This window comes from Christiangramia fulva, from assembly GCF_003024155.1.
Taxonomy (GTDB): domain Bacteria; phylum Bacteroidota; class Bacteroidia; order Flavobacteriales; family Flavobacteriaceae; genus Christiangramia; species Christiangramia fulva.
The window spans coordinates 2,445,899-2,471,817 of sequence record NZ_CP028136.1 but is presented as its reverse complement, the minus strand read 5'-3'; the positions used below and the strand labels follow the sequence as shown (position 1 = coordinate 2,471,817).

Sequence of the window (25,919 nt, the reverse complement as noted above, 5' to 3'; positions counted from 1 at the left end):
ATGATTAACAGATTGCTCAAAAGTACATTTTTATTCTTTCTTATCGGAATCCTTTCCTGCACAAACACAAATAAAAAGGCCGAAAACACATCAGGATTAAGTTCTGAAAAGCCTTCCGTCAAAGCTATGGATACTTCAGAAATCATCCTGGCCGCTAACCGAACGGAAGAATATTTTCCGCTCCTTAAAGGAAAGAAACTGGCCTTTACGGGCAACCAGACTTCCCTGATAAAAACTGAAAATGGCGATTATAAACACGTGGTGGATTCACTGATCTCAGCGGGAATAGATGTCAAAAAGGTCTTTGCACCCGAACACGGTTTCCGTGGAGATGCCGATGCCGGGGAAACAGTGAAAGACGGTGTAGATACCAAAACAGGTTTGCCAATCATTTCTCTCTACGGAAGCAATAAAAAACCTTCCGCAGCACAGCTGAAAGGAATAGACGTAATGATTTTCGACATCCAGGATGTTGGAGCGCGGTTCTACACCTACCTCTCTACGCTTCATTATTTAATGGAAGCCTGCGCCGAAAATGATATTCCTTTGATAGTTTTAGACAGGCCGAATCCGAATGCCGATTATATTGACGGTCCCATTTTAAGACCCGAATTCAAAAGCTTTGTTGGTATGCATCCCGTTCCCGTGGTTTACGGGATGACCATTGGGGAATATGCGCAAATGATCAATGGGGAAGGCTGGCTCGAAAACGGGAAGAAATGTGATTTAACTGTTATCAACCTTAAAAATTACGATCATTCCAAACCTTATTCACTCCCAGTGAAACCATCCCCGAACCTGCCAAACGACCTGGCTATAAATCTCTATCCCAGCCTGTGCTTTTTTGAAGGCACCAACGTGAATGCGGGGCGCGGGACAAACACTCAGTTTCAGGTTTTTGGATCACCTTCGCTGGACAGCACTTATTTCGATTATAGTTATGTACCACAGCCCATGGCAGGGGCACAACATCCTAAGCATGAAGGTGAAAAATGTTATGGCCGGGACCTCACCGATCATGAAAAACTGGAAAAGTTAAACCTGGAATGGCTCCTGGAAGCCTATGAGCATTCTGAAAATAAAGCCGATTTTTTTAATTCCTTCTTTGAAAAACTTGCTGGAACCGATATGCTTCGAAAACAGGTAAAAGAAGGTCTTTCCGCGGAAGCTATTCAGAAGAGCTGGCAGGCAGGGCTGGAAGCGTTTAAAAATATGAGAAAGAAATATTTGTTATATCAGTAGTCGTTGGAAAACCTTGGTACCATATTGATTTTTATTCTGGTGGTCTTCGCCGGAGTCCTTGTGATCTGGACCCTTCTGGATATCATTTCCAGAAAAATGAAACCTTCGCATAAAATTTTTTGGATTGTACTGGTAATAATTACGCCAATAATCGGTTCCCTGATTTATCTCTATTTCAGAAAAAATTACAGCAAATAAACTACTGTAGCCGTTCTTTCATTTTCTCGACTATATTGAATGCAGCGGGACAAATTGCCGTATTACGAATTGTAATCGCCGAAATTTTATGAAAATCCTTCCTGTCTGTATGCGGATATTCCCTGCAGGCCTTAGGTCGCTGTTCATATACCGAACAATAATTATCGGCTCCCAGGAACGGGCATGGCACCTGCTGCAACACATAATCTCCCTCTTCATCAATACGCAGATATTCATCGATAAAATTCCCGGGCTTCATTTTAAAATGCCTTGCCAGGCGCTCAATATCTTTTTGAGTAAATAAGGGTCCGGTGGTTTTACAGCAGTTCGCGCATTCCAGGCAGTTTGTACAGGCAAATTCTTCTTCATGCAGTTCCAGCATTAGCCGATCAAGATCTTTCGGCGGCCTTTTTCTAAGTTTTGAGAAGAACTTCTTATTTTCCTTCTTCATATCTTTGGCCCGCGCTGGTAAATTTTTAAGAATTTCTTCCATTGGACAAAAATAAGGATATATTCGGCAGGGCCATCAAAGCTTACTTTGAAAATAAAGACAGAACTCCCATTATGGTGCATTCTCCTGATTTTGACGATGACGAGATCTTGCCGGAGTATCTTTTCAGGAACTTTGAAGAAATGCCCCCTATTGAACAGGCTGCGTTGAAACTGTGCAAGGGAAAAGTTCTCGATGTGGGTTGCGGTGCCGGAAGCCACGCTCTCTATCTTCAAAATTCAGAAAAACTTGAGGTCAAAGCCATAGACACCTCTCCGCGCGCTATAGAAATTACTAAAAAACGTGGAATTTATTCAGCGGCCTGCATCAACTTTTTTGAATTGGAAAATGAAAAATTTGACAGTATGCTCTTTCTAATGAATGGAAGTGGAATCATTGGGAAATTGGAGAATATCCCCAGGTTCTTTAAAAAATGCAGGGAAATTTTAAAGGAAACAGGTAAGATTTTAATGGACTCATCAGACCTGGTGTATTTATTCGATGAAAAACCGGCGGAACATCCTTACTATGGAGAACTGCAATTCAGCCTAAGCTATAAAGGTGAGTCTTCTTCGACATTTGACTGGCTTTATATAGATGAGGAAATGCTGAAATTTTATGCCGCTAAAAATAAATTCTCCTGCAAAATCGTTAAAAGAGGCGAACATTTTGATTACCTGGCGCAGTTAAAGCCTCTCTAAGTCAATGTTTTTTATATTTTTGCGCTGTCCCGTACTTAAAAATTAAATTTTGATAAGGAAAAAATTATTACTGCTTCTTTTCGTTTTATCGCTTATCGGCTGTACGAAAGATTCCACCCCTTCTACAAAAGCTCCCAACCTTAAAACTACCGGGGCTTCGGCTTCCGATTTGTTAAGCGATGACTATTATACTTCCTTACACCTGGAAATAGCTTATGTGGAAGGCTACAAACCGAGTGATCAGGCCCTTTCGATACTTTCTAATTTTTTTCAGAAAAGAATTTATAAACCTGATGGAATAACCATGGAAATGCATTCTGTCGCTTCTTCCGGAAAATCTCCTTTCAGTATTGAAGAAATCGCCGATATAGAAAAAAAACAGAGAACCAAATATAATTCAGGTGACGAAATTGTTGTCTGGATCTATTTCGCCGATGGAAAAGATGAAAAGGACGATAACGAGAAAAGGACTCTTGGCTCGGCTTTTAGGAATACTTCAATAGTCATCTACGAAAAAAGTATAAAAGATTTTTCAAACCAGATTGGCGCACCGCCAAAAGAAATTCTTGAAGCCACAACTCTGGAACATGAGTTTTGCCATCTTTTTGGATTGGTAGATCTTGGGGCTCCGCTTTTATCAAATCACCAGGATCCGGAAAATGAACACCATTGCGCCACCGCCGGTTGTCTTATGAATGCCGAGCTGGAATTTGGAAGCGGAATTGCGGATGTGATCAACGACAGCAGTGTTCCCGACCTAAAACAAGCCTGTATCAACGATCTTCGCGCCGCCGGAGGTAAATAGTCGTAAGCCGTAAGCCTATGGCTATTTTTATTAATTATTGGTAATTGTACTGTACAATTTGGAAATGTGCGTATCTGAAAATTTGAAAATATATTTTTTATTTTTTACACGAAAACCAAATTTCATAACCATTACTTTCCACTTCATATAAAGTTTCAAAAGTGACCTGGAACTTATAATTTTGAATAAATAGCCAGCCGATAAAAATTAACCTACGCTAACATTACCCCACTCTGAATGCAAAACCAGGCTTAAAGCATAAAACTTACGGCGCAAATTTGTGTCATACTATTTCAAAACACTTACTATTCTTAGTATTTTGGTCCAAAACAAAAGCATGAAAATATACACCAAAACCGGCGATAAAGGCACCACTTCCCTTTTTGGAGGCAAACGTGTTCCGAAACACCATATCCGTATTGAAAGCTACGGGACCGTTGATGAACTTAATTCCCATATAGGACTCCTTCGCGATCAGAAAATTGATAAACAAACCAAAGATCTGCTTATAAAGATCCAGGATCGGCTTTTTACCATTGGTTCCATCCTCGCTACCGATCCCGATAAAGCCATTTTGAAAAATGGTAAGGAACGACTTAATATTCCGAAAATTTCTGAAGCCGATATTGAATCCCTGGAGCTGGCAATCGATAAAATGAATGAAGATCTATCGGAAATGACCCATTTCGTCCTTCCGGGCGGCCATCAAAGCGTGTCATTCTGTCACATCGCCCGTTGTGTTTGCCGTCGAGCCGAAAGAAATGCTACTGCTTTATATGACATTGAAGCTTTTGAAAGCCGGGTTTTAATCTATTTAAACCGACTTTCAGATTATCTCTTCGTACTGGCACGGAAGTTGTCCAAAGATCTACAGGCCGAAGAAATTCAGTGGATTCCTAAAAAATCCTAAGTTTCGCGGCAAATAAAAAAATACGTTGCGAATCTTGTAAAGATTTGATTTTTTTAGTACGTTCTTTATCATTATTGTTTAATTAATAGATTTTTTTCTTGGCTATTTCGGCAAAAAAATTATTTTTGCCAAAATTTAAAACCCGATTTATCAATGTATTGGACTTTAGAATTAGCATCCTATTTAAGTGATGCCCCCTGGCCGGCCACCAAAGATGAGTTAATAGACTACGCAATTAGAACCGGAGCTCCGCTTGAGGTTGTGGAAAATCTGCAGGCCATTGAAGATGAGGGTGACTCTTATGATTCTATTGAGGAAATATGGCCCGATTACCCAACCGATGAGGATTACCTCTGGAATGAGGATGAATATTAAAAATTGACAACACGAAAAAATAGAAAAAAGTCTCATCCTTGAGGCTTTTTTTTTGCTTAAATTTGAACCCCTTAATAAAAATGATCTATACTTAATTACTAGTGGGACTGTAAACTGTCACATCGAGGAACCTGCCCTGAGCTTGTCGAAGGGAAATCGAGATATTTTTAACTCCTTGCAAGGCAATTATAACTACCCATTTTTCTGTTTAAAAAAGTATGATCCAAAAACAAAAAAACCAAAATGAGTTTTTTAGATTCTGTATTAAAAGTTTTTGTAGGCGATAAGTCGAAAAAAGACGTAAAAGAAATACAACCCATTATAGATAAAATCAAGGCGATCGAACCCGAAATGGAAAAGTTAAGCCTTGATGAACTTCGCGAGAAAACCACACAGTTTAAGGCTAAAATAGCCGATGCAACCAAAAATGTAAAAGAGCAGATTGAAAAGCTGGACAAGGAAGCTGATGAGATTGACGATATTACCCGCAAGGAAGATATCTATGCTGAAATCGATTCCCTAAAAGATCAGGAATACGACCTTGCCGAAGCTGTTCTGAATGAAATCCTTCCTGAAGCTTTCGCGGTTGTGAAAGAAACAGCGAAAAGATTTGTGAAAAATACCGAACTGAAAGTAAAGGCGTCGGCATTCGACAGAGAAATCTCTGCTGAAAAAGATTACGTTACCCTGGATGGTGATTATGCAATCTGGAACAATTCCTGGGATGCAGCTGGTAAACCGGTTACCTGGGATATGGTGCATTACGATGTACAGCTTATTGGTGGTGTGGCTATGCACCAGGGGAAGATCGCCGAGATGCAAACCGGTGAAGGTAAGACGCTTGTGGCAACCTTACCGATGTATCTCAACGCCCTTACCGGGAAAGGAGTTCACCTTGTAACCGTGAACGATTATCTTGCCAAACGTGACAGCGCCTGGATGGGACCTATTTTTGAATTCCATGGTCTTAGCGTTGATTGTATCGATTATCATAAACCTAACTCTGCGGCACGTAGAAAGGCTTACAATGCCGATATCACCTACGGAACCAATAACGAATTTGGTTTTGATTATCTAAGGGATAATATGTCGCATGCACCCGATGATCTGGTGCAGCGCCCTCATAATTATGCCATCGTCGATGAGGTCGACTCGGTGCTTATCGATGATGCCCGTACGCCATTGATCATCTCCGGACCCGTTCCTAAAGGCGATACTCATGAATTTATGGAACTGAAGCCTGCAATTGCCAATATTGTGGAAGTTCAGCGTAAATATCTTACCAAAGTTCTCGCTGATGCGAAAAAGCTTATTAAAGAAGGAGATACCAAGGAAGGTGGTTTCCAGCTTCTGCGTGTGTATCGTGGTTTGCCAAAGAACAAAGCACTTATCAAATTCCTTAGTGAAGAAGGTGTAAAACAGATTCTTCAGAAAACAGAAAACCATTACATGCAGGACAACAACCGTGAAATGCCGAAGGTTGACGCTGAACTGTATTTTGTAATTGAAGAAAAGAACAACCAGATAGATCTTACCGATAAGGGTATCGAGTTTCTTTCCGGAAAAGAAGATCCTGATTTCTTCGTCATGCCTGAAATAGGAATGGAACTGGCTAAGATCGAGAACGAGGGCCTTTCCAAAGAAGAAGAAACCGAAAAGAAAGAAGAGCTATACCGCGATTATAGCGTGAAGAGCGAGCGTATTCACACCCTTCGCCAGCTTTTAAAAGCTTATACTTTATTTGAAAAAGACACCGAATATGTGGTGATCGATAATAAAGTGAAGATCGTTGATGAACAAACCGGACGTATCATGGAAGGCCGTCGTTACAGTGACGGATTGCACCAGGCGATCGAAGCCAAAGAAAATGTAAAGATCGAAGATGCTACCCAGACCTTCGCGACCATTACCCTTCAGAACTACTTCAGAATGTATCGCAAGTTATCTGGTATGACGGGTACCGCGGTCACCGAAGCCGGTGAATTCTGGGAAATTTATGAACTGGATGTGGTGGAAATACCTACAAACCGTCCTATCGCCCGTGATGACAAAGAAGATCTTGTTTATAAGACCAAAAGGGAAAAATATAACGCGGTGATTGATCATGTCACCGAACTTTCAAATGCCGGAAGGCCGGTACTTATTGGTACCACTTCCGTAGAAATTTCAGAATTGCTCAGCCGAATGCTGAAACTTCGAAATGTACAGCATAACGTACTGAATGCGAAATTGCATAAGAAAGAAGCCGATATTGTTGCCGAAGCAGGTAACTCAGGTGTTGTTACCATCGCCACCAACATGGCGGGTCGTGGTACCGACATTAAATTATCCCCGGAAGTAAAAGAAGCCGGCGGTCTGGCTATTGTGGGTACCGAGCGCCACGATTCAAGGCGTGTTGACAGGCAGCTTAGAGGTCGTGCCGGGCGTCAGGGTGATCCGGGTAGCTCTCAGTTCTATGTGTCTCTAGAAGACAACCTGATGCGTTTATTCGGCTCAGAAAGAATTGCCAAACTTATGGACCGTATGGGTCTTGAAGAAGGTGAGGTAATCCAGCATTCCATGATCTCAAAATCTATTGAACGGGCTCAGAAAAAGGTCGAAGAAAATAACTTTGGCGTTCGTAAAAGGCTGTTGGAATATGACGACGTGATGAATGCCCAGCGTGAAGTGATCTATAAACGACGTTATCACGCCTTGTTTGGTGAAAGACTTCGTGTGGATCTGGCCAATATGATATTCGATATTTCGGAAATCATTACTGAAACCAATAAAGCTGCGGAAGACTTTAAGAACTTTGAATTTGAGCTTATCAGGAACTTTTCCATGAGCTCTCCTGTTGAAGAGGATGAATTCAAGAAGATCGATACTCAGAAGCTAACCGCCATCGTTTACAAATCGGCGTATAAACATTACGACGAAAAGATGAAGGTAAATGCTGAAAGAGCTTTCCCGGTGATCAAACAGGTATTTGAAGACGAGCGAAATAATTTTGAAAGGATCTCTGTACCGTTTTCCGACGGAAATAAAACCCTTCAGGTGGTCACCAATTTGAAAAAGGCCTACGAAAGTGAAGGTAAACAACTTATCAAGGATTTCGAAAAGAACATTACCCTTGCCATTATCGATGACGCGTGGAAAACCCATCTTCGAAAAATGGATGAATTGAAACAAAGCGTTCAGCTGGCGGTACACGAACAAAAAGATCCGTTATTGATCTATAAATTCGAGGCTTTTGAACTCTTCAAAGCGATGATCGATGATGTTAACAGGGATGTTATCTCATTCCTTTTCAAGGGAGAGATACCTCAGCAGGAGGCACCGAGAATCCATGAGGCGCGGCAGATAAGAAGAAAAGAGAATCTCGAAACCACAAAGGAAGAGATCCCAAATATGGACGAGAGAGCGGCGCAAAGCCGTGCCGCAGGACAAAATCAGCGGCAGCCTGAAACCACCGAGACCATTGTTCGCGACAAACCCAAAATAGGCCGTAATGACAAGGTTACTATCAAAAATGTTATGAGCGGTGAAAATAAAACCATGAAATATAAACAGGCGATCCCACTACTTGATAAAGGAGACTGGGTACTGGTGGATGAGTAGATTTTTTGAAGATATTTGGGATTGGTGATTAGATTATTGGGGAATGTACGTCCTTGCGATTCGCCGCAGGCGATGAAGCAATCTCATATTGTGGTTCTATGCTATACGCATTAAGTAAGTTCAGAGCATTTGGAGTCTGATTCGGTCGCTAAACTTCCTCGCAGTGACGTTAAAAATTATCATTCGATAGGATAAGAGTGTAAAAATAAAACCTCCCGAAGCATTTCATTTCAGGAGGTTTCCAGAATTTATTCTATATTTCTTGAACTTTCCAAACCCGGAACTCCGAACTCCAAACTGATCTCTCACATTCTCTGGTTATCAATAAACCTCTTAAGAAAAGGAATCTGCAAAAAGAACAGTGCCACAAAGGCAATCCCATACTGCATAGTTCTGGAAAACTCAATGTCAGGAAGTTTCATACTGGGAATTTCAAATTTCGGCAGGTTAAAATTGCCGGAAAGATCGATATTCAATTCTGAGAACTGGAAATAAAGCGCTCCCACAGAAAGCAAAATGGCTATGACCACCACATACCAAACCACCGCCGGAATTAAAGGTTTATATTCCTTTACTGAAGCTTTTCGAGCCTCAATATTCATCATGATATTAGACTTGAAAGCGGCCGAAGGTTTTTCGGTGCCTGCCTCATTCAACAATTTTTTGATGAGTTCTTCTTCCCTGTTAAATTGCTTTTCCATTCTTATTTTCAATTTGCGGGTTGATATAAGACTGAAGCAAGTTAAATAACTTCCTCCTGCTTCGGTATAATTTTATCTTAATATTGTCTTCGGTTAAACCGGTAATTTCGGCTATCTCTTTAACCGGTAATTCCTCAAAATAATAGAGTTCGATCACTGCGGCATCCTGTCCCGGCAGTTCTCTGATGCATTTTTTGATCATCTCCTTTCTTTCTTCCTCAAGCATTAAATCCATTCCGTTTTCAATTCCGTCCAGATCGTCCGAGGTGATCTCTTCAACAAGCTGGAAACTTTGCTGCCGTTTATTCTTCTTGATCCTGTCCAGACTTTTATGATAAACGATCCGGTATAACCAGGACGAGAATTTCGACTCGCCCCGAAAACCCGATAAAGAATCGAATGCCTTTATAAAACTATCCTGTGCCACCTCCTCTGCTTCTTCCCTGTGTTTTACAATTCGTACAGCAATGGTAAATACAAAATTCTGATAACGATCAACCAGCTCACCAAATGCAGAAGTTTCTCCTGCCAGAGTACGTTCAATCAAATATTGGTCAGTGTTCTTGATCATTTTATCATAAGACGACGATAATCTAAAAACGGTTACAAAAGATTTTCAAAATAAATTTACACTTTTTTGTAACCGGTTTTGAAATCGTGGCGTCCTAATAGAAAACGAACATTTATTTTCACTTTTAAAAATCAAAATTATGGGATCTGAAGTCATTATCACACCAATCTTTTTCGGTGTTATTTTTGGGATGTTTTACTTATATATCACCGCAAGAAATCGCGAACGCCTTGCGCTTATTGAAAAAGGCGGCGATGCCAGTATTTTTTACAGCGCCAGGAAAAGCGTCACTCCGGTATGGAAAGTGATCGTGGTAAACCTGGGAATGCTCCTTATTGGTATTGGAATTGGAATCTTTTTGGCAAATCTTTTCGCCCACAGTTTCGGAATGGACGAAGATGTGGCTTATCCCGGCACCATTTTCCTAATGGCTGGAATTGGTTTACTGGTTGGATTTTTCGTCACCAAAAAATTAAATAGCGACGCTTAAATCTTTAAGCTTTTACTGTTTGTCTCCCGGGCTTTGTCCCGGGATTTTTATTTTAAGCCTCCCCGGTAGCGGATTTTTACTAATTTTAACTCCGTAAAACCAAACTAACTTCAATGAAAAAGTTCGCGATCGAAATAAAATGGGGAATCATCTTCAGCATCGTTTCCCTTCTCTGGGTCTATATGGAAAAAGCACTGGGCTGGCATGATGAACTCATCGAGAAACAGGCTATTTACACCAACCTTTTCGCGATCGTGGCCATTATTATTTATGTTTTAGCTCTTTTAGATAAACGCAAGAATTTTTTCCAGGGAAAAATGACCTGGACGAAGGGCTTCATTTCCGGTGTTATTCTCAGCGTGGTGGTGGCTATTCTTTCCCCCATCACACAATATATTTCTATGGAATTAATCAGCCCCGATTTTTTTGCGCATATGATTTCCTATACCGTGGAAACGGGTAGAATGACACAAGAAGTAGCTGAAGGCTATTTTAATCTGAAATCATATATGATTCAGTCTTTTTTCTTTGCCATGGCAGTGGGTACGGTAACTTCAGCTATTGTCGCGCTAATTATAAGAAGAAAATAATTTACCATTGCCAATGAAGCTATAAGTTTTCAGCTTTAAGCCCTAAGCTTTTGAATTTGAATAAAATATAATCCGTCAGGCAGGTTTGTTTCTTTTTCAGCATTGGAAACGAGGCGAACATAATCGAACGGTCCAAGAACAATTTACTTCAAATTATAAATTGATTATATTAGTCTTTATGAAAATTAAAGATAGTATACAGGCAAGATTGGTTGATTTTATTTCATTGTGTAAACTATACAACGTGAAAAATCTATATGCCTTTGGTTCTGCTACCACGGACGATTTTGATGAAAATTCAAGCGATATTGATTTATTGATTGAACTTGAAGAAAATGATCCATTAGAAAGAGGAGAACAACTTTTGGCTATCTGGGATAAATTAGAAGAATTCTTTCAAAGTAAAGTGGATTTATTAACTCAATCTTCACTAAAAAATCCAATTTTGAAGAAAAATATTGATGCTACAAAAGTTTTAATATATGACGGAAAAAGGCAAGAAGTATCTCTCTGACATACTAATGGCAATTGATCTAATTGAAAACTTTATAGCTGATACTCCAGATTTTAATTCCTATCAAGAAGATTTAAAAACACAAAGTGCAATAGAAAGACAATTAGCAATAATTGGAGCAGCATTAAACAAAATAAAACAGGTTGAATCAGATCTTTCTATTCAACATGATCAGAAAATCATAGGATTTAGAAATCGATTAGTTCATGCATATGACAGCATTGACGATTCGATTGTATGAGTAATTGTAAAAAGACATTTGCTAAAATTAAAAAGAGAAATTCAAAATTTAGTAGGATAACCAAACCGGCTAATTAGGTCGGTTGACGATGGGAAAAAGAAAAACTAAACTAATGATTTTAAATCTTCAACAGGAGGTTAGGATCGGGACAGTTTTCGAGATACAGTTCGCGATCTTCCCTTTTCACCACGCCGGGAAAATCTCCTTTATTTCCCTTTAGATCTTCCATTATCTGAAAATGTAAATGAGGCGCATAATCACCATTTTCATCAAAATCTCCTAATTCGGCAATTTTTTCACCGGCTTTCACTTTTTTTCCGACTTCTAAATTCTCAAGGGATTTTCTGGAAAGGTGTCCGTATAAGGTGAAGAAATCGCGGTCGCCAAAAGTATGCTTCAAAATGATCGTTGGGCCGTAATCTCCAAAATTATCGTTATCCCTGAAGCTATGCACTTCGGCGCGCAGCGGACTTATAATTGCAGTTCCTGGCGGAACCCAGATATCAAGGCCTATGTGAATATTCCTGTTTTGTTCAGGATTATTGAAAAGTCCGCTTCTTTTATACAAATTTCGCACTTCATCATAACCTCCGTAAGCAGCCCGGGCCTGATGGTTCTTCAGATATTCATTTATAAAAACAGAAAAAGCTTCCGAAGAAGCAACCTCAAGTTTAAGCAGTTCCGGATTTTCTTCAGAAAGATCTATCGCGGCGAAATCTTCCTTTTCATATCCTCCAATCACCGGTGTAAATTCCGTTGTAAGGCTGCTCAAAAATTCTGAAAAATTAGACATACATCTGGCTTTTGGTGGCAAATGTAATTCGCAGGCTTTAATTTAGCAATACATCGCTAAAATTTGCCTTTATAGTGATATTGGCATTCCCGTCACGAGATTTATTAAATCCGTTCAGCATCTCATTGTCATAAGATTTTTTGGATTTAAGCTCCATGCTTTTTGGATATTTTATAGAGCTTTGCGTTCCGTTATAGCTAAAGCTGAAAGCCGTATCGGGTACCGATAGTTCAAGATCGCTGTTTTCCAGGCTGATGTTCAGGGTTTCAAATCCCGCCCCGAGGTTATTGATATCCAGTTTACCGAAAGAACCCGAAAGCACGCCGGTTTTCTGAAGTTCATTGATCAAAATATCGCTGGAATTCGAGTCGAGTTTTATACTTACCACCTTATCTATACTACAGTTCTTCACAAATTGGGTGGAAAGAACGCCGTATTCCCATACGCCGATCTTCACCGGGGAATACGCTACTTTTATATTGGTGTTTTTCCCCGAGATCCGATTGGCTGAAAGCCGACTGTGGGAAATGTCGGCTTTCAGATTTTTTACATTGCTGCTGAGTTTTAGTTCACCATGGCGAACGTTCAGGTCTAATTTGGCATCTTTAGGAACTTTAATTCTAATCGTGCGTTTTGATTTCACCTCATCACCGTTGATGATGATCACATTGCTTTCAGAATTGCCGTATTGAGCTTCCATCTGCCTGCCAAATTCCTCACCCCAGGATTCCATTTGTTTTCCGAATTCTTCACCCCAGGCTTCCATATCTTTACCAAACTTTTCACCCCAGGCTTCCATTTTTTTCTCATATTCCTTATCAAATTTTTCAGAATCCTTCTCCATTTTCTCGGCCCATTTCTCCATTTTCTTCTCGAAATCCTTACCGAATTTCTTTTCAAAATTAGCTTCCCATTTTTCAAGGTATTTATCGCCGTCTTTTTTATAGGCTTCATAATCGAACTTCATATCCTTCATTTTTTCGGCGAATTCAGGTGGCAATGGGTTCTCCGAAATATTGGCCAATAGCGGACCAAGATTATTCATAAGAGGCTCCAAAATCCCGGGAAGTTGTGATAAGGGTTCCTTTAAACCGCTCATATCCATATCGGGGAGCGGCATATTCATGCTCCCGTATAAACCTCCGCCAGATTCTATTTTTACACTTGAATCTGAGCCTGAAGTTTTCAGTTCCCAGGCATCCAGCATCTTTTGGATCTCTTCTTTAGAAGCGTTCTTTCCTTCGAGTGTGGCTTCGATTTGAACCTGGCTCTTATCCCAGTTTTCAATGATCACATTGGTATGCCGGGAATCAATACTGACGCTAACATCGGGACTGGTATTATACGTCTTACTTAGTTTTTTGGTCTGGGCATAGCCTCCCGCAGTGATGAACAGCAGGAAAACCAGCGCCAGATTAAGCTTGATAATTTTCATATTTCTCGTTTTTTGATTGTTTTAATTCATTTAATTTACTCTTCAGTTTCTTTAAAAGATCCAGTCTTAACTGAAGGTTTGAGATCATCGCCTCGACCGTCTCCTCGTTGATACCGGATTGCTGAATTTCATTATTGAGTTTTTTATACTCTTCATCCAGCGTTTCCAGTTTGTTCATAAATGCATCTATAAGTTCTTTATTCTCGGGAGTCACATCCAGTTTGGCCAGCTGAATGTTTACACTCGCCATATAATAATCTTCTATTTTTTTAAACTGTGGTGAATCATCACTCAGTTTATATTGTTTGTCTGGAGCAGCTTTTTCAGCTTCCTTTTTTACAGGCGTATCAGCGATTTGATTCCCGGGTTGTGTCGGTTGCGGATTATTATTCAGAAAATAAAATCCAACTCCCAGGGCCACAACCAGCACGGCAGCGATCTTCAGGAACTGATAATAAGAGGCTTTCTTTTTCTGCTGTGGAAAAGCCTCATCCAGCCGGGCCTCAAATCTTTTTTGATGGCCTTTATTAAGCTTCTCACCGTCTCTGAGTTCCTGGTTACGGAACATTTCTCTAATATCCTGTCCCATTTCTTAAAGTTTTTAGTTCGTCTTGCAATTTCTTTTTTCCTCTGTGTACCAGGGTGCGCGAGGCCACCTGGGTGATATTCAGTATTTCTCCAATTTCTTCATGATCATAACCTTCGATTAAATAAAGCATCAGCGGATATTTATATTTTTCGGGCAAATTCTCGATCTTGCATTTCACCTCATCAACTCCAATTCCTTCATCTACCTGCCAGTCTTCCTGTTCGTCTACCGTTCCCAGAACCTGTTCATTGATCGAAATCAGTTCCAGTTTCTTTGCTTTCAGCTTATCCCGGCATTTATTGATCACAATCCGTTTCAGCCATGCCCCGAAGCTAACTTCTCCGTTAAACTGATGCAGCTTCTGAAAAGCTTTTATAAAGGCTTCCTGCATGGCATCTTCGGCTTCCATCGTATCGTTCATAAATCGCAGCGCCACATAATACATGCCTTCGCAATACTTATTGTAGAGCTTCAACTGTGCCCGCCGGTCGTTTTCCCTACAAGCTTCTATTAGCTTATGCTGTATCAACTTTATTTAACTTTTGATGGGTTAGTTCACTTTAAAGACGAGCTAAAAAATCCCGCGTTGCAAAATTTCCCAATTTTTTTTAAGATTCTTCGTATATTTTTCAAAAAGACAGAATTATAATACCTTTTGAAAAGATCTGATTCCTAAATTTTACTGAAAATGGGTAAAACAATATGGCGAATACTGAAAATACTTCTTGCGGCAGTTGTCTTTGCCCTTATTGCCATCTTCATTTTGCGCTACAGTACGAAATTGCATAGCCCGGAAGAAATTTCTACCTATGAAAGTGGCGATTTAAAGCTGAAAGTGTTCTATAATCGCCCCTATAAAAAAGGCCGGGAAATATTTGGCAATCTTGTTCCATACGGAGAAGTTTGGCGCACCGGTGCCAATGAAGCCACGACTTTTAAAACGAATAAAGATATTCTGATAGATGGCACTTTACTGGAAGCCGGAAAATATACCTTATGGACCATTCCCGGCGAAGAAAGCTGGAAGGTGATCTTTAATTCGAAAATGTATCCCTGGGGAACCAATTTTAACCGGAAAGCTTTCCGAAATGCAAAATACGATGCTTTGGTTTTGGAAAAACCTGTAGAAAAGCTGGAGAAACCTCTGGAACAATTCACCATCACCTTTGAAGAAGCGGGAGAATTTGTATATCTGAATCTGGAATGGGATGACACCAAAGTCTCGGTTCCCATAAAACCCGTTAGCGAACCATCTTATTGATCGCTATTAACTCCTGAAAAAAAACTTTTTTGTAAGTGTAGTACTGCACCAGCGTTAAAAATTTTTGAAGCCTTGGAGAAAATTTAGCTGGGAGTGGTACGATTCTAATTTTGCTTTACAAAATTAGATACACCTGTCAAAAAAGAGTCCTTTTCCTGGCTACCGGCAAGCAGGTTTGGTTCATTTTTTGGACAAGCAAAAAATGAACGATCAAAAATAAAATTGAGCATTGGAGATAAAAAGAAAATGAAATTCCTATTAATTTGTTTCAGGAGAAGACCCTGAATCAAGTTCAGGGTGACGCATCTACAATTCTATTTTTTTCTTCTATAAAAGAAATTATTCCTCAATCAGCAAATTAAGAGTAACATCAATATTATCACGTGTGGCTCTGGAATAAGGACAAATTTCATGAGCTTCATTTACCAATTGTTCTCCCATTTTCACCTCAACTCCGGGCAAAAAAGAATCCAGGATCACGGCCAGCTGCAAATTCCCTTTGTCGGTTTTGCCTATTTTAACAGTAGCAGTGACGCTGAAATCTCCTAATTTCACTTCGTGCTTGTCGGCTACTTCTTCAAGTGCACTTCCGAAACAGGCCGAATAAGCGGCTCCGAAGAGTTGTTCGGCATTGGTATTATTTCCGCCTTTTCCCCCAAGTCCTTCCGGCAGGCTTAAAGATAGATTCAGGACACCGTCTTCACTTTTTACCCTACCTTTTCTTCCGCCGGTGGTGGTCACCTTCGTTTTATATAATGTTTTCATCTGTTGAATTAATTTAAGTAATTTAGGTTTTCTCAATATACCATGCATTAGAGGATGCTTCATAACGGGAATTCTTAAATTTGTCTTAAAACCATACTGTCTTGAACAAAAAGGAAGGAAAATCAGCCTTAAATGAATCGAAAAACAAACCTGAAGCCCGCAATATTAGTAATGCATCGGCGCAAAGGATCAGGAGTTTCCGAAAAAAAAAATTTAGCGCAGACGAACTGGTAGAGCAATTGCTCCAGGGCAATAAAACTGCGTTAGGCCGAGCGATCACCCTTATTGAAAGCAATCAAAAAAAACATCAGCAACAGGCAAACATCATTCTTGAAAAAGCCTTGCCTTTTTCTCAAAAATCAATCAGAATAGGAATTACAGGTGTACCGGGGGTAGGAAAAAGTACTTTTATTGAAAGCTTTGGTAGTTTTCTGATCTCAAAGGGCAAAAAAGTGGCGGTGCTGGCAGTAGATCCCAGTAGTTCTGTATCCCACGGAAGTATTTTAGGAGATAAAACCCGGATGGAAAACCTGGTAAAGGAACCAGATGCCTTTATTCGACCTTCTCCCAGTGGCGATTCCCTTGGAGGTGTGGCCAGAAAAACCCGTGAAAGTATTGTTCTCTGCGAGGCCGCAGGTTTCGATGTTATTCTAATTGAAACCGTAGGAGTTGGACAAAGCGAGACCACTGTACACAGCATGACCGACTTTTTTCTTTTGTTGAAACTCTCCGGTGCCGGCGATGAACTTCAAGGTATCAAAAGAGGAATTGTTGAAATGGCAGATGCCATTGTCATTAACAAAGCCGATGGAGAAAATTTAAAGGCCGCACGCGACGCAAAACTTGAATTCAGCCGGGCACTTCAACTTTATCCCGCCAAAGAAAGCGGCTGGAAACCTTCAGTGAAACTCTGCAGCGCACTTCTTAATGAAGGAATTGAAGATATCTGGAAAATGATTTCTGATTTTAGGAAAGAGGTGGAAGAGAATAAATTTTTCTTCAAAAACAGGCAGGAACAGAACAAATTCTGGATGTATCAAACCATCAACGATTACCTGAAAAACCGGTTTTATGAAAATGAAACTGTAAAAAAAGCCTTAAAAGAACAGCTTAAACTTATCGAAGAGAATAAAACCACAGCCTTCGCCGCAGCAAAATATCTTTTAAGCCTTACCTGAATTCTCTTTTGCCTTTCTCAATTTCTCATAGATCTTCAGCCAGAGCTGATAGAAAAGGAATCCTAAAATTACCCCGAAGAACCATCCGGTGAGTACGTCGCCGGGATAATGCACCCCGAGATAAATTCGGCTGTACGATACCAGTATTGCCCAAAAAATAAGGATTAGATAAAGGTTCCTATAAAAGCTTTTGAAAATCAGACTTAAAAATACCGCTACTCCCATCGAATTTGCCGAATGTGCCGAAAAGAACCCATAACGACCGCAGCGCTCGGCAACGAACCTTGCGAATTCCATCACTCCTTCCTGCCGGCATGGTCGCGGCCGTTCAAAAGTATGTTTGAAAAAATTGGCAAGTTGATCGGTAGCTGTAATAAGTAAGGCGACCACCAGCATAGTGATGAGAGTAGATCTCCAACCGAGTTTTTTAAATAAAAGGTACAACAAAACCGCATAGAATGGGATCGCCATCCATTTATCGCTAAGTGCGACCCACAACCAGTCCCAGCGTTCTGAGCCAAGATTGTTGAAATACAGGAACAACTCCCTGTCCAGTGCAGCCAGTTTTTCCATTATTCCTCTTCGTAGCGGCTCACCTCACGGTCGTAGAATTCATTAGCCTGGGTGATAAGATTTTCGGCTTCACTGAAAAGTTCATCCTCATCAGATTTGTCAAAATCTTCCAGCCATTCCACCTCATCATTCTCAAGGTTGATAATAAACCGGGGAAATTCGGTATGAATTACAAAAATGGAATTGGGAAAATCGGTATTATCGCCCAGGATAAATTTAGGAAGCTCCATATTTTACAGTTCTTTCTTTTGAATGAATTAATTTTTTGCTCAGATAATTAAATCTAAAATACAACAATAAAGCGGAAGAAGTGAGTCCGGCCAGCAATCCCAGCCAGATACCCATACTTCCCAGCCTTTCAGCCTGCCCGAAATAAAAACTCACGGGAAAGCCTATGATCCAGTAAGCGATAAAACAGATCACCGTGGGTATTTTCACATCCTGAAGCCCTCTTAAAGCTCCTAAAATCACCACCTGCATTCCATCGCTTAATTGAAAAAGCGAGGCAATTACCAGTAATTGTGCAGCGAGCATAATCACCTCGGCATTATCTATATAAAAAGTTGGTAAAAGGTCTTTTAGGACAATAAAAAGAATAGCAAAGATAGCTTCAATAAGAAAAACCAGTAAGAAAATTGAAAATCCAATTCTCCGCAACTCCCTGTATCGTTTAAGTCCTACCTGGTTTCCCACTCGTATTGTCGCTGTAACACCAAGGCCCACTGCTATCATAAACGTCATGGAAGCAAGATTGAGAGCGATTTGGTTGGCTGCCTGCGGATTGGTTCCAAGGTTTCCGGCCAGGAAAATGGTTGCCGTGAATATTGCTACTTCAAAAAGCATCTGTAAAGCTGTGGGCAATCCTAAAGATAAAATCCTTTTAAAAATGTCAAGTTTGATCATTTCCTTTTTTGACCACTTGAAATATTCTGAGAATTTTGTTTTCCTTCTCAGGATTTCCCAAATAAACCAGAGCATAAAGAACCTTGAAATTAAAGTTCCTATCGCCGCTCCCTCCAACTCAAGCCTCGGAAATATCCATATCCCATAAATGAGCAAGTAATTAAACAGAATATTTACCACATTGGCTATAAGAGTAGCATACATGGCATAGCGCGTTTGTGAAAGTCCGTCGGCAAATTGTTTGAAGGCCTGGAACATCATCAACGGGATCATGGAAAGAGCCACTATATTCAAATACGGAATAGCGAGTGTTACCACTTCGGGTGGTTGATCTAAATAATAAAGGAGAGGTTTAGCGATAAGCAGCAGGATAAACAGAAAAATTCCATTTATGGTTGACAGAATAACACCATGATGAAAATAACTTCGGCCACCTAACAGGTCCTCAGCACCATCGGCTTCAGCAATTAAAGGAGTAATGGCAAAAGAGAAACCTATTCCCAAAGACATGGCAATAAAAATCATCGCATTGCCCAAAGAAACTGCGGCAAGCGGTGCCGCCCCAAGCTGTCCCACCATAATATTATCGGCGAGACCCACCATGACATGCCCCAGCTGCCCGAGCATGACAGGGTATGCGATTTGAAGATTTCTACCGAATTCTTTGGTATAGGATGTTAACTCCAAAACAAGGATTTAATCCGCAAAGGTAGGGCCTTTTATATTTCCCGAAAAAGAGAAATTAAGATCTGTTACTGACTTGAAGCAGAGTCTGCTTTGTGACTATTATCGAATCCGTATTTATCTACAAGGTACATTAAAGATGCCATCGTAGCCGCACCGAGTTCCAATTCCCGTTTGCTAACCTTATCGAAAGTATCTATAGCGGTATGATGATAATCAAAATAACGCTGTGAATCTGGTTTTAAACCGGCAAGAACTGTATTGCCACCTTTCAGAGGACCAATATCGGCTCCCGATTCACCTCTCTCAAAATAATGGATCAAGTAAGGTTCAAAAAGTGGTTTCCAGGATTGGATCTTTTCAAATTGAGCATCATTAGCCTCAAATCCGAATCCTCTTGGGGTAAATCCGCCGGAGTCACTTTCCAGGGCAAAAACATGATTTTCTCCTTTTTCTTTTGCGACTTCGGCATATTTCTTTCCACCGCGAAGACCATTTTCTTCATTCATAAAAAGAACAACACGAATGGTATTTTTAGGTTTATACCCGGTTTCTTTGAACAACCTCAACACTTCCATAGATTGTACTACTCCGGCTCCGTCATCATGCGAACCGTCGCCAAGATCCCAGGAATCCAGGTGCCCGCCAACGACCATAATCTTTTCGGGATGTTCGCTTCCGGTAATTTCGCCGATCACATTATAAGATTGAACATCATCGAGTTGTTTGCAGTTGAGTTTAAAATAAAGTTCCAGGTCTTTCTGAATTTTCAACAATCCGCTAAGATATTCAACATCATTAGTAGAGATCGCGGCAGCGGGTATTCTTTCACTTTTTGGAAGATCACCATAACTCATATTTCCGGCATGCGGATAATCATCAAGGCGAAGGTTCATAGAACGAACGATCACTCCCACAGCTCCATATTTTGCTGCTTCTTTGGCTCCGTCATGACGCTGATCTACCGCTCCGCCATAAGCTTCAAAGGTATTGATCAGGTCGGCACGCATGGGACGATTGAAAAAAACGATCTTTCCTTCAATATTTTTACGGCCATATTCAGCCAGGTCTTCAATTCCCTGTACTTCAATAACTTTAGCCCTGGTACCTCCCTGAGGGGTCGCAACTGATCCTCCAAGAGCTGTGATATTAATATTTCTGGTAGAACCGGGCCCGGTTTGAATATAACCGAATTCCCTTTCCCCACGCACCCATTTTGGTACCATAACCGGTTGCAACCAGACTTTATCCAAACCGAGTTTTTCAAGCTCGCTTTTTGTATATTCCACTGCCTGTTGGGCTTCGTAAGAACCTGAAAGCCTGCCGCCAATTTCATTGGAAAGATAATCCAGCCAATCATAGCTTTTGCCATGCAGCAGGGACATATCATAAAAATTACGAATATTAAGGGAATCTTTATCGCTTTGATCCTGTGCAACCACAGAAAAACTCAGAAACAATAGTATTAGAAGAGATTTAAAAGATTTCATAAATATAATTTGAGGCGCTAAAATAATTTTAAAACTTATAATTTTTAATAGAATTCAGCCAAAAACTATTCCTTTTTTAGTTGTTCACGATATTCATCCATATTTTTTTTCACTTCGGGAGACGGTGGCGGTTCTTTCACATCTTCATAGTTTGTTAACTCTTCAAGTAGAATCTTTGCAACAAGGTATCTTGCCGAAGGTTTACTATCGGCCGGAATTATGTACCAGGGAGCCTTTTCAGTAGATGTATTATTAATCGCTTCCTGGTAAGAAAGCTGGTATTGGCTCCAAATCTTTCGTTCTTTAAGATCGCCGGGGGAAAATTTCCAGATTTTATTGGGTTTATCCAGCCTTCTTAGCAGGCGGTGTTTTTGTTCCTCTTTTGAAAGGTGAAGAAAAAATTTGAAAATGATGGTTCCATTTTCAGAAATATGCCTTTCAAAATCCCTGATTTCTCGGAACCTGGTCTGCCAGAAATTTTCATCTATATCTTTTATCGAATTCACATGCGGAAGATTTTCATTCAAGATATATTCGGGATGAACTCTTGTGACCAGAACATTTTCGTAATGGGTTCTGTTAAAAACTCCGAATTTTCCCCTTTCCGGCAATGCGACGTAATGCCGCCAGAGATAATCATGGCGCAGCTCGTTAGTTGAAGGCGATTTAAAGCTATGCACCACCACTCCCCGGCTGTTGAAATCTTTGAAAACTTCCCTAATAAGGCTGTCTTTTCCGGAAGTATCCATTCCCTGAAGACAGATCAATACTGAATATTTCCCGTGGGCATACAGCTTATCCTGCCATTCCCCAAGATCCTTCCTGATCTTCTCCAATTCTTTTATAATATTTTTTTCTGAAGTATTCAGGTCTAAATAGGTTTCAGTTTTTGAAAGTCTGATATCCTCAACAACCCGAAATTTTGAATGGTCTATACTGCGCATGATGCTATTCTTTTGATATTATATACGATTTATTCAGATTTAAATTTTTTATCTTCGCAACAAAGAAATTTACCTTGAACGAAGAAGAAAAACAAGATATTATAGAGAAGGTTACTGTCCTGCTAAAGGAAATTCCTTCTTCCCTGGATGTGGTTCAAAAAGGTGGAAACCGTGATAAGCGATTTCGCTATCTCGCCAGGCATATGGTGGAAAAGGGCATTGAAAAAGATGCGCTAATCGTTTCCGAAAACGGCAAAGGCATCGCCATTCTTTTTAAAACCAGCAAGAAAGATAACAATATTTGGAAAGATCTATGGGCTCAACTGGGTCTTGTCTTAAATGTCACAGGTATAAAAAATGCTTACCAGATCATCAAAACCCAAAAGTATATTGAGAAACAACGGCCTCAGGAAGGAGAATATCTTTACTGCTGGTTCTGGGGAATACTTAAAGACTCCAGGGGTGCTGATACGCAGGTGGGAAAAGAAATGAAAGACGAATTTTATCGCAGAGCCAAAGAATATAATCTTCCCTTATATGCCGAAACAAGAATGCGAAAGAATTCGCTGGTTTATCAAAAATTCGGATTTGAGCTATTCCATGAATGGGCACATCCCAGTGGCGACACCATGTATTTTTTAAGATACGACCCGCCGAAGGAATAAGTTTAGCTTTGTTGAAAAATCCATTTAAACTCATAGCGTTTTTCTCCCATAACCTCGTAGCGTTTAAAGCGTGGTGAGATCAATACGGTAATACCTCCCAAAACCGCCGGTTTTAAGAATCCACCAAAAGAAGGAAAAATCAGAAATGTGATCCAGTATAAGATCAGGTAAATCGCACAAAAAATTAGGAAACTCACCAGGGAATTGAGCACTCGCAAATTCATATTCCTGTTTTAAAATCGACTTCCAAAAAGTTTTACATCCTCATCAGAGATTTCCTTACCGCCGAGGATAATAAGGCGCTCGATGACATTGCGCAGTTCTCTGACATTTCCCCGCCATTCATTCTCTTTTAAAACCTGTATGGCCTCTTCACTGAATTCCTTTTTATTGGTCCCCTGTTCTTTGGCTATTTTTTCACTAAAGTGCTCCACCAGCAGCGGGATATCTTCCTTGCGATCTTTTAGAGGTGGCACCTCGATCAAAATTACTGCAAGGCGGTGATAAAGATCTTCTCTGAAATTGTTCTCTTCGATCTCTTTTTTCAAATCTTTATTGGTCGCCGCGATGACTCTTACATCTATCTTAATATCTTTATCACTTCCAACTCTTGAAATTTTGTTTTCCTGCAGTGCCCTTAAAACTTTGGCCTGGGCCGAAAGGCTCATGTCCCCTATTTCATCTAAAAAGATGGTTCCTTTATTCGCGGCTTCAAATTTCCCGGCACGATCTTTATTTGCAGATGTAAAAGCTCCTTTTACATGGCCAAAAAGTTCACTTTCGATAAGTTCTGAAGGGATCGCTGCGCAATTTACTTCGATAAGCGGACCTTTGGAACGGTCACTTTTCTCATGTAACCAATGGGCTACCAGCTCTTTCCCTGTCCCATTGGGGCCGGTGATAAGTACCCGGGCGTCAGTATGCGCCACTTTCTCGATCATTTCCTTTATATTCTTTATGGCCTCAGACTCCCCGATCATTTGGTAATCTTTACTTACCTTTTTCTTAAGTCTTGTATTTTCTGCAACCAGTTCCTTACGATCCAGGGCGTTTCGCACAGTATTCAGTAACCGGTTAAGATCTGGTGGTTTTGAGATATAATCAAAAGCTCCCATTTTCATGGTCTGCACAGCTGTATCCAGATCGCCGTGGCCTGAGATCATCACCACGGGTACTTCGGGCTTTATTTTCTTTATCGCTTCCAGCACCTCAACGCCATCCATTTTTGGCATTTTGATGTCACATAAAACCAGGTCAAAATCTTCGTTTTTAATCTTTTCCATTCCGGCAAGACCGTCTTCAGCTTCGGTTACTTCATACTCCTTGCTTTCTTCAGAAAGTATCTTGTTCAATACTCTCCTAATGGATGCTTCGTCTTCTATCAATAATATTTTTGCCATCAGAATATAGAAAATTTAAGTCCGCTACGGGCATAGATTGAATTCTTATCATTAATAGTATATATACTATTTTTTTTGTTATCCCTGAAACGAATGTCGTTCAAAATTGTGTTACCGGCATACAGATAAAATTTTAAATGATCGGTAAAGCTGTGTTCATAGCCTACCCCGCTCAATAAGACCGTCATGGAGATGCTTCTCGCAATCTTATCACTTCCCGGTCTAAGCGGTGCCACGTTAAAATCTTCCTGTATGTTCGCAAAGAATCCGTCAAGCGTTACAAAAGCTTCGACCGCATTCTTTTCATTAAAATAATATTTTAAATTAGATTTAGGCGAACCTGCCATGTAAGACCAGTTCTTATTCCATCGCCTGTAATAATTTATTATTGGAAGCGGAAAAGGAAAACCTGTGGTGGTAGAATACCTCAACCCGAGAATAAGCCGTGTGGGTTTATAATATCTTTCATCTTCTTTTATCTTCACGAAGATCAGTGCTCCTGTATAGATAAAATCGTCATTGATGGCTTTGTCAAGGGTAAAGTTGGAAGCAATCTTTACTCCTCCTTCTGCTCCGAAACGCCAGAATTCATTCATCTGAAAGGTATATCCCAGGCTAAAAGTAAAAGACTGAAACCGGTCAAGATCATAAGTTTGAAAAGCCGCCGGATCTTCATATTCAAAATTTACATTTCTGTACTCCAGGCCCGGCATAAGATAAGTGCCTTCCTTTAACTCGATAGGAAAAGCTATAGAGGTACGAAACCTTCTGAAGGAATTATCAGAAGAAGATTGGGGAAAATACGTGTATTCAAGCCTCGCCAGATCGGTATTTTGTCCCTTTGCCGTTAAGAAAACACAAAAAATTGCACAAACCATTAAAAATTTACTCCCTTTCATCATCATTTTCATTTTTCATCCCCCGGGGATAAAACATATGTACATCCCTTTGTGGAAATGGAATAGTTACATCATTAAGTTTGAATTTATGATTGATCTTAAATCGTAGCTCACTTTTCACTTTTGGATCAACAAAGCTGTCAGATTCATAAAAATGTAAAGCAAAAAGTAAAGCTGAATCACCAAAATCTTCAAATAAAACAAAAGGTTCAGGTTTTTTGAGAATTCCTTTTTGTTCACGTGCACACTCCAGCAGAATTTCCCGTATCTTCTCCACATCACTTCCGTAAGCCACTCCTACCCTGACACTCTCCCTTGTAGTTTTATGGTTTTGGGTATAATTATATACCGTATCGCTAATGAATTTATGATTTGGAATGATCATCACCTTATCATCCCGCGTAAGAGCCCTGGTGGTACGCAGTTTTATTTCGAAAACCCGAGCCACCCGACCTTCGATTTCGATAATATCGCCTACCAGCAATGATTTATCTAAAATAATAAAAACCCCTCCTATCACATCCTGAAATAACTCCTGCAATGCCAGACCAATACCCACAAAAAGCGCTGCCGATGCCGTTAAAAGAATGGTCACATCAATTCCGGCAGAACTTAAGGTTATAAGAATTACCGCAACATATACAAAGTATTTGATGAACTTGAAGACGCTAATAAACTTCATCCGGTCTTCTTCCATTAATTTGGAAGTTATAAATGAACGAATGAGCCTTAACAGCAGACTTGTTAAAATGAAGGCAAGAATGACAATAATGATAAGCCCTACAGAAATGGTGACCTCATCGCCATTTCCAGTATAGGTGTAACCAAATTCCCAGAACTGCTTAATGCTGCCCCAGATATCGTCATGAATGACTTCGGTTACCTTTTCTTTTGCCGTTTGATCCTGCATTG

31 protein-coding genes are annotated in these 25,919 nt (G+C 40.2%); 14 read left to right on the top strand and 17 right to left on the bottom strand.

What is annotated here, in order from left to right; all coding sequences use genetic code 11:
* Window positions 1-1,242 (top strand): exo-beta-N-acetylmuramidase NamZ family protein, encoded by a 1,242-nt coding sequence (locus C7S20_RS10965; RefSeq protein ID WP_107012507.1) that lies wholly within the window; start codon window positions 1-3, stop codon window positions 1,240-1,242.
* 39 nt (window positions 1,243-1,281) lie between these two features.
* Window positions 1,282-1,440 (top strand): PLD nuclease N-terminal domain-containing protein, encoded by a 159-nt coding sequence (locus tag C7S20_RS19960; protein WP_227009159.1) that lies wholly within the window; start codon window positions 1,282-1,284, stop codon window positions 1,438-1,440.
* Between the two features lies 1 nt (window position 1,441).
* Here the strand turns inward: C7S20_RS19960 and C7S20_RS10955 are convergent, their stop codons facing one another.
* Window positions 1,442-1,933, bottom strand: a complete 492-nt coding sequence (locus tag C7S20_RS10955) for a YkgJ family cysteine cluster protein (RefSeq protein ID WP_107012505.1) — start codon at window positions 1,931-1,933, stop codon at window positions 1,442-1,444.
* Here C7S20_RS10955 and C7S20_RS10950 point away from each other — a divergent pair.
* From C7S20_RS10950 to secA, 5 genes are all read left to right on the top strand, one after another.
* Window positions 1,933-2,631 (top strand): class I SAM-dependent methyltransferase, encoded by a 699-nt coding sequence (locus tag C7S20_RS10950; RefSeq protein ID WP_227008997.1) that lies wholly within the window; start codon window positions 1,933-1,935, stop codon window positions 2,629-2,631. The genes C7S20_RS10955 and C7S20_RS10950 overlap by 1 nt on opposite strands.
* Before the next feature lie 49 nt (window positions 2,632-2,680).
* Window positions 2,681-3,436, top strand: a complete 756-nt coding sequence (locus C7S20_RS10945) for a zinc metalloprotease (RefSeq protein WP_107012504.1) — start codon at window positions 2,681-2,683, stop codon at window positions 3,434-3,436.
* 337 nt (window positions 3,437-3,773) lie between these two features.
* A complete protein-coding gene (locus tag C7S20_RS10940) occupies window positions 3,774-4,346 on the top strand; it encodes a cob(I)yrinic acid a,c-diamide adenosyltransferase (protein ID WP_107012503.1) in 573 nt (190 codons plus the stop codon).
* 153 nt (window positions 4,347-4,499) lie between these two features.
* The gene (locus C7S20_RS10935; RefSeq protein ID WP_008272287.1) at window positions 4,500-4,721 is read left to right on the top strand and encodes a DUF2795 domain-containing protein; all 222 of its coding nucleotides are present in this window, start codon (window positions 4,500-4,502) and stop codon (window positions 4,719-4,721) included.
* Between the two features lie 243 nt (window positions 4,722-4,964).
* Entirely contained in the window at window positions 4,965-8,321 is a 3,357-nt protein-coding gene (secA, locus tag C7S20_RS10925; protein ID WP_107012501.1) for a preprotein translocase subunit SecA, read from the top strand.
* Between the two features lie 305 nt (window positions 8,322-8,626).
* On the opposite strand, the gene C7S20_RS10920 is transcribed toward secA, so the two are convergent.
* Window positions 8,627-9,022 (bottom strand): hypothetical protein, encoded by a 396-nt coding sequence (locus tag C7S20_RS10920; protein WP_107012500.1) that lies wholly within the window; start codon window positions 9,020-9,022, stop codon window positions 8,627-8,629.
* On the bottom strand, window positions 9,006-9,593 hold the full coding sequence (locus C7S20_RS10915; protein ID WP_107012499.1) for an RNA polymerase sigma factor: 588 nt from the start codon (window positions 9,591-9,593) through the stop codon (window positions 9,006-9,008). Before C7S20_RS10915 ends, C7S20_RS10920 begins: the two co-directional genes overlap by 17 nt.
* A gap of 139 nt (window positions 9,594-9,732) precedes the next feature.
* On the opposite strand from C7S20_RS10915, the gene C7S20_RS10910 reads away from it, so the two are divergent.
* The 4 genes from C7S20_RS10910 to C7S20_RS10895 all read left to right on the top strand — a co-directional run bounded on the left by C7S20_RS10910 (window position 9,733) and on the right by C7S20_RS10895 (window position 11,428).
* Window positions 9,733-10,083 (top strand): DUF6249 domain-containing protein, encoded by a 351-nt coding sequence (locus C7S20_RS10910; RefSeq protein ID WP_107012498.1) that lies wholly within the window; start codon window positions 9,733-9,735, stop codon window positions 10,081-10,083.
* Window positions 10,084-10,196: 113 nt separating this feature from the next.
* The gene (locus C7S20_RS10905; RefSeq protein WP_107012497.1) at window positions 10,197-10,673 is read left to right on the top strand and encodes a DUF4199 domain-containing protein; all 477 of its coding nucleotides are present in this window, start codon (window positions 10,197-10,199) and stop codon (window positions 10,671-10,673) included.
* Window positions 10,674-10,851: 178 nt separating this feature from the next.
* Entirely contained in the window at window positions 10,852-11,187 is a 336-nt protein-coding gene (locus tag C7S20_RS10900; protein ID WP_107012496.1) for a nucleotidyltransferase family protein, read from the top strand.
* Window positions 11,156-11,428 (top strand): HepT-like ribonuclease domain-containing protein, encoded by a 273-nt coding sequence (locus tag C7S20_RS10895; protein WP_107012495.1) that lies wholly within the window; start codon window positions 11,156-11,158, stop codon window positions 11,426-11,428. Before C7S20_RS10900 ends, C7S20_RS10895 begins: the two co-directional genes overlap by 32 nt.
* 118 nt (window positions 11,429-11,546) lie before the next feature.
* Here C7S20_RS10895 and C7S20_RS10890 read toward each other — a convergent pair whose 3' ends face one another.
* The 4 genes from C7S20_RS10890 to C7S20_RS10875 are packed head-to-tail and all read right to left on the bottom strand — an operon-like array spanning window position 11,547 to window position 14,774.
* Entirely contained in the window at window positions 11,547-12,221 is a 675-nt protein-coding gene (locus C7S20_RS10890) for a peptidoglycan DD-metalloendopeptidase family protein (RefSeq protein WP_107012494.1), read from the bottom strand.
* A gap of 37 nt (window positions 12,222-12,258) precedes the next feature.
* Window positions 12,259-13,656, bottom strand: a complete 1,398-nt coding sequence (locus C7S20_RS10885) for a DUF4097 family beta strand repeat-containing protein (protein ID WP_107012493.1) — start codon at window positions 13,654-13,656, stop codon at window positions 12,259-12,261.
* Window positions 13,637-14,245, bottom strand: coding sequence for a hypothetical protein (locus tag C7S20_RS10880; RefSeq protein ID WP_107012492.1), 609 nt, complete (start codon window positions 14,243-14,245; stop codon window positions 13,637-13,639). The genes C7S20_RS10885 and C7S20_RS10880 overlap by 20 nt, the downstream gene beginning before the upstream one ends.
* Window positions 14,229-14,774: an RNA polymerase sigma factor gene (locus C7S20_RS10875; RefSeq protein ID WP_107012491.1), complete on the bottom strand. Its 546-nt coding sequence runs from the start codon at window positions 14,772-14,774 to the stop codon at window positions 14,229-14,231. The genes C7S20_RS10880 and C7S20_RS10875 overlap by 17 nt, the downstream gene beginning before the upstream one ends.
* Window positions 14,775-14,933: 159 nt before the next feature.
* Here C7S20_RS10875 and C7S20_RS10870 point away from each other — a divergent pair, with 159 nt between their 5' ends.
* Window positions 14,934-15,506 (top strand): DUF2911 domain-containing protein, encoded by a 573-nt coding sequence (locus C7S20_RS10870; RefSeq protein ID WP_107012490.1) that lies wholly within the window; start codon window positions 14,934-14,936, stop codon window positions 15,504-15,506.
* Between the two features lie 339 nt (window positions 15,507-15,845).
* On the opposite strand, the gene C7S20_RS10865 is transcribed toward C7S20_RS10870, so the two are convergent.
* On the bottom strand, window positions 15,846-16,271 hold the full coding sequence (locus tag C7S20_RS10865; RefSeq protein ID WP_107014208.1) for an organic hydroperoxide resistance protein: 426 nt from the start codon (window positions 16,269-16,271) through the stop codon (window positions 15,846-15,848).
* A 101-nt stretch (window positions 16,272-16,372) separates the two neighbouring features.
* Between C7S20_RS10865 and meaB the strand changes: the two genes are divergently transcribed.
* Window positions 16,373-17,449 carry a methylmalonyl Co-A mutase-associated GTPase MeaB gene (gene meaB / locus C7S20_RS10860; protein WP_107012489.1) on the top strand — a complete coding sequence of 359 codons (1,077 nt, stop codon included), beginning with the start codon at window positions 16,373-16,375 and terminating at the stop codon, window positions 17,447-17,449.
* Here meaB and C7S20_RS10855 read toward each other — a convergent pair.
* The 5 genes from C7S20_RS10855 to C7S20_RS10835 form a co-directional block, all read right to left on the bottom strand.
* Window positions 17,435-18,022 carry a phosphatase PAP2 family protein gene (locus tag C7S20_RS10855; RefSeq protein ID WP_193510766.1) on the bottom strand — a complete coding sequence of 196 codons (588 nt, stop codon included), beginning with the start codon at window positions 18,020-18,022 and terminating at the stop codon, window positions 17,435-17,437. The two genes, meaB and C7S20_RS10855, sit on opposite strands and share 15 nt — an antisense overlap.
* Window positions 18,022-18,252 carry a hypothetical protein gene (locus C7S20_RS10850; protein ID WP_107012487.1) on the bottom strand — a complete coding sequence of 77 codons (231 nt, stop codon included), beginning with the start codon at window positions 18,250-18,252 and terminating at the stop codon, window positions 18,022-18,024. The genes C7S20_RS10855 and C7S20_RS10850 overlap by 1 nt, the downstream gene beginning before the upstream one ends.
* Window positions 18,239-19,612, bottom strand: coding sequence for an MATE family efflux transporter (locus C7S20_RS10845; protein WP_107012486.1), 1,374 nt, complete (start codon window positions 19,610-19,612; stop codon window positions 18,239-18,241). The genes C7S20_RS10850 and C7S20_RS10845 overlap by 14 nt, the downstream gene beginning before the upstream one ends.
* A gap of 65 nt (window positions 19,613-19,677) precedes the next feature.
* Complete coding sequence (locus C7S20_RS10840; RefSeq protein ID WP_107012485.1) at window positions 19,678-21,099, bottom strand: M20/M25/M40 family metallo-hydrolase; 1,422 nt, start codon at window positions 21,097-21,099, stop codon at window positions 19,678-19,680.
* Between the two features lie 65 nt (window positions 21,100-21,164).
* Window positions 21,165-22,043, bottom strand: a complete 879-nt coding sequence (locus tag C7S20_RS10835; RefSeq protein WP_107012484.1) for a PPK2 family polyphosphate kinase — start codon at window positions 22,041-22,043, stop codon at window positions 21,165-21,167.
* Window positions 22,044-22,117: 74 nt separating this feature from the next.
* On the opposite strand from C7S20_RS10835, the gene C7S20_RS10830 reads away from it, so the two are divergent.
* Window positions 22,118-22,708 carry a hypothetical protein gene (locus tag C7S20_RS10830; protein WP_107012483.1) on the top strand — a complete coding sequence of 197 codons (591 nt, stop codon included), beginning with the start codon at window positions 22,118-22,120 and terminating at the stop codon, window positions 22,706-22,708.
* Window positions 22,709-22,710: 2 nt separating this feature from the next.
* Here C7S20_RS10830 and C7S20_RS10825 read toward each other — a convergent pair whose 3' ends face one another.
* From C7S20_RS10825 to C7S20_RS10810, 4 genes are read right to left on the bottom strand one after another with little or no spacing between them, the layout of a single operon-like run.
* Window positions 22,711-22,932, bottom strand: a complete 222-nt coding sequence (locus C7S20_RS10825; RefSeq protein WP_107012482.1) for a hypothetical protein — start codon at window positions 22,930-22,932, stop codon at window positions 22,711-22,713.
* 9 nt (window positions 22,933-22,941) lie between these two features.
* Window positions 22,942-24,108 carry a sigma-54-dependent transcriptional regulator gene (locus C7S20_RS10820; protein WP_107012481.1) on the bottom strand — a complete coding sequence of 389 codons (1,167 nt, stop codon included), beginning with the start codon at window positions 24,106-24,108 and terminating at the stop codon, window positions 22,942-22,944.
* A complete protein-coding gene (locus tag C7S20_RS10815) occupies window positions 24,108-25,019 on the bottom strand; it encodes a DUF6268 family outer membrane beta-barrel protein (RefSeq protein WP_341476504.1) in 912 nt (303 codons plus the stop codon). The genes C7S20_RS10820 and C7S20_RS10815 overlap by 1 nt, the downstream gene beginning before the upstream one ends.
* Window positions 24,994-25,917 carry a mechanosensitive ion channel family protein gene (locus C7S20_RS10810; protein WP_107012480.1) on the bottom strand — a complete coding sequence of 308 codons (924 nt, stop codon included), beginning with the start codon at window positions 25,915-25,917 and terminating at the stop codon, window positions 24,994-24,996. The genes C7S20_RS10815 and C7S20_RS10810 overlap by 26 nt, the downstream gene beginning before the upstream one ends.
* Window positions 25,918-25,919 lie beyond the last annotated feature (2 nt).

Excerpts from the sequence above, each read along its gene's own strand:
- C7S20_RS10965 (WP_107012507.1), top strand. The coding sequence starts at position 1 with ATGATTAACAGATTGCTCAAAAGTACATTTTTATTCTTTCTTATCGGA.
- C7S20_RS10955 (WP_107012505.1), bottom strand. The coding sequence starts at position 1,933 with ATGGAAGAAATTCTTAAAAATTTACCAGCGCGGGCCAAAGATATGAAG.
- C7S20_RS10940 (WP_107012503.1), top strand. The coding sequence starts at position 3,774 with ATGAAAATATACACCAAAACCGGCGATAAAGGCACCACTTCCCTTTTT.
- C7S20_RS10935 (WP_008272287.1), top strand. The coding sequence starts at position 4,500 with ATGTATTGGACTTTAGAATTAGCATCCTATTTAAGTGATGCCCCCTGG.
- secA (WP_107012501.1), top strand. The coding sequence starts at position 4,965 with ATGAGTTTTTTAGATTCTGTATTAAAAGTTTTTGTAGGCGATAAGTCG.
- C7S20_RS10920 (WP_107012500.1), bottom strand. The coding sequence starts at position 9,022 with ATGGAAAAGCAATTTAACAGGGAAGAAGAACTCATCAAAAAATTGTTG.
- C7S20_RS10915 (WP_107012499.1), bottom strand. The coding sequence starts at position 9,593 with ATGATCAAGAACACTGACCAATATTTGATTGAACGTACTCTGGCAGGA.
- C7S20_RS10910 (WP_107012498.1), top strand. The coding sequence starts at position 9,733 with ATGGGATCTGAAGTCATTATCACACCAATCTTTTTCGGTGTTATTTTT.
- C7S20_RS10905 (WP_107012497.1), top strand. The coding sequence starts at position 10,197 with ATGAAAAAGTTCGCGATCGAAATAAAATGGGGAATCATCTTCAGCATC.
- C7S20_RS10900 (WP_107012496.1), top strand. The coding sequence starts at position 10,852 with ATGAAAATTAAAGATAGTATACAGGCAAGATTGGTTGATTTTATTTCA.
- C7S20_RS10895 (WP_107012495.1), top strand. The coding sequence starts at position 11,156 with ATGACGGAAAAAGGCAAGAAGTATCTCTCTGACATACTAATGGCAATT.
- C7S20_RS10890 (WP_107012494.1), bottom strand. The coding sequence starts at position 12,221 with ATGTCTAATTTTTCAGAATTTTTGAGCAGCCTTACAACGGAATTTACA.
- C7S20_RS10885 (WP_107012493.1), bottom strand. The coding sequence starts at position 13,656 with ATGAAAATTATCAAGCTTAATCTGGCGCTGGTTTTCCTGCTGTTCATC.
- C7S20_RS10880 (WP_107012492.1), bottom strand. The coding sequence starts at position 14,245 with ATGGGACAGGATATTAGAGAAATGTTCCGTAACCAGGAACTCAGAGAC.
- C7S20_RS10870 (WP_107012490.1), top strand. The coding sequence starts at position 14,934 with ATGGGTAAAACAATATGGCGAATACTGAAAATACTTCTTGCGGCAGTT.
- C7S20_RS10865 (WP_107014208.1), bottom strand. The coding sequence starts at position 16,271 with ATGAAAACATTATATAAAACGAAGGTGACCACCACCGGCGGAAGAAAA.
- C7S20_RS10855 (WP_193510766.1), bottom strand. The coding sequence starts at position 18,022 with ATGGAAAAACTGGCTGCACTGGACAGGGAGTTGTTCCTGTATTTCAAC.
- C7S20_RS10850 (WP_107012487.1), bottom strand. The coding sequence starts at position 18,252 with ATGGAGCTTCCTAAATTTATCCTGGGCGATAATACCGATTTTCCCAAT.
- C7S20_RS10840 (WP_107012485.1), bottom strand. The coding sequence starts at position 21,099 with ATGAAATCTTTTAAATCTCTTCTAATACTATTGTTTCTGAGTTTTTCT.
- C7S20_RS10835 (WP_107012484.1), bottom strand. The coding sequence starts at position 22,043 with ATGCGCAGTATAGACCATTCAAAATTTCGGGTTGTTGAGGATATCAGA.
- C7S20_RS10825 (WP_107012482.1), bottom strand. The coding sequence starts at position 22,932 with ATGAATTTGCGAGTGCTCAATTCCCTGGTGAGTTTCCTAATTTTTTGT.
- C7S20_RS10820 (WP_107012481.1), bottom strand. The coding sequence starts at position 24,108 with ATGGCAAAAATATTATTGATAGAAGACGAAGCATCCATTAGGAGAGTA.
- C7S20_RS10815 (WP_341476504.1), bottom strand. The coding sequence starts at position 25,019 with ATGAAAATGATGATGAAAGGGAGTAAATTTTTAATGGTTTGTGCAATT.
- C7S20_RS10810 (WP_107012480.1), bottom strand. The coding sequence starts at position 25,917 with ATGCAGGATCAAACGGCAAAAGAAAAGGTAACCGAAGTCATTCATGAC.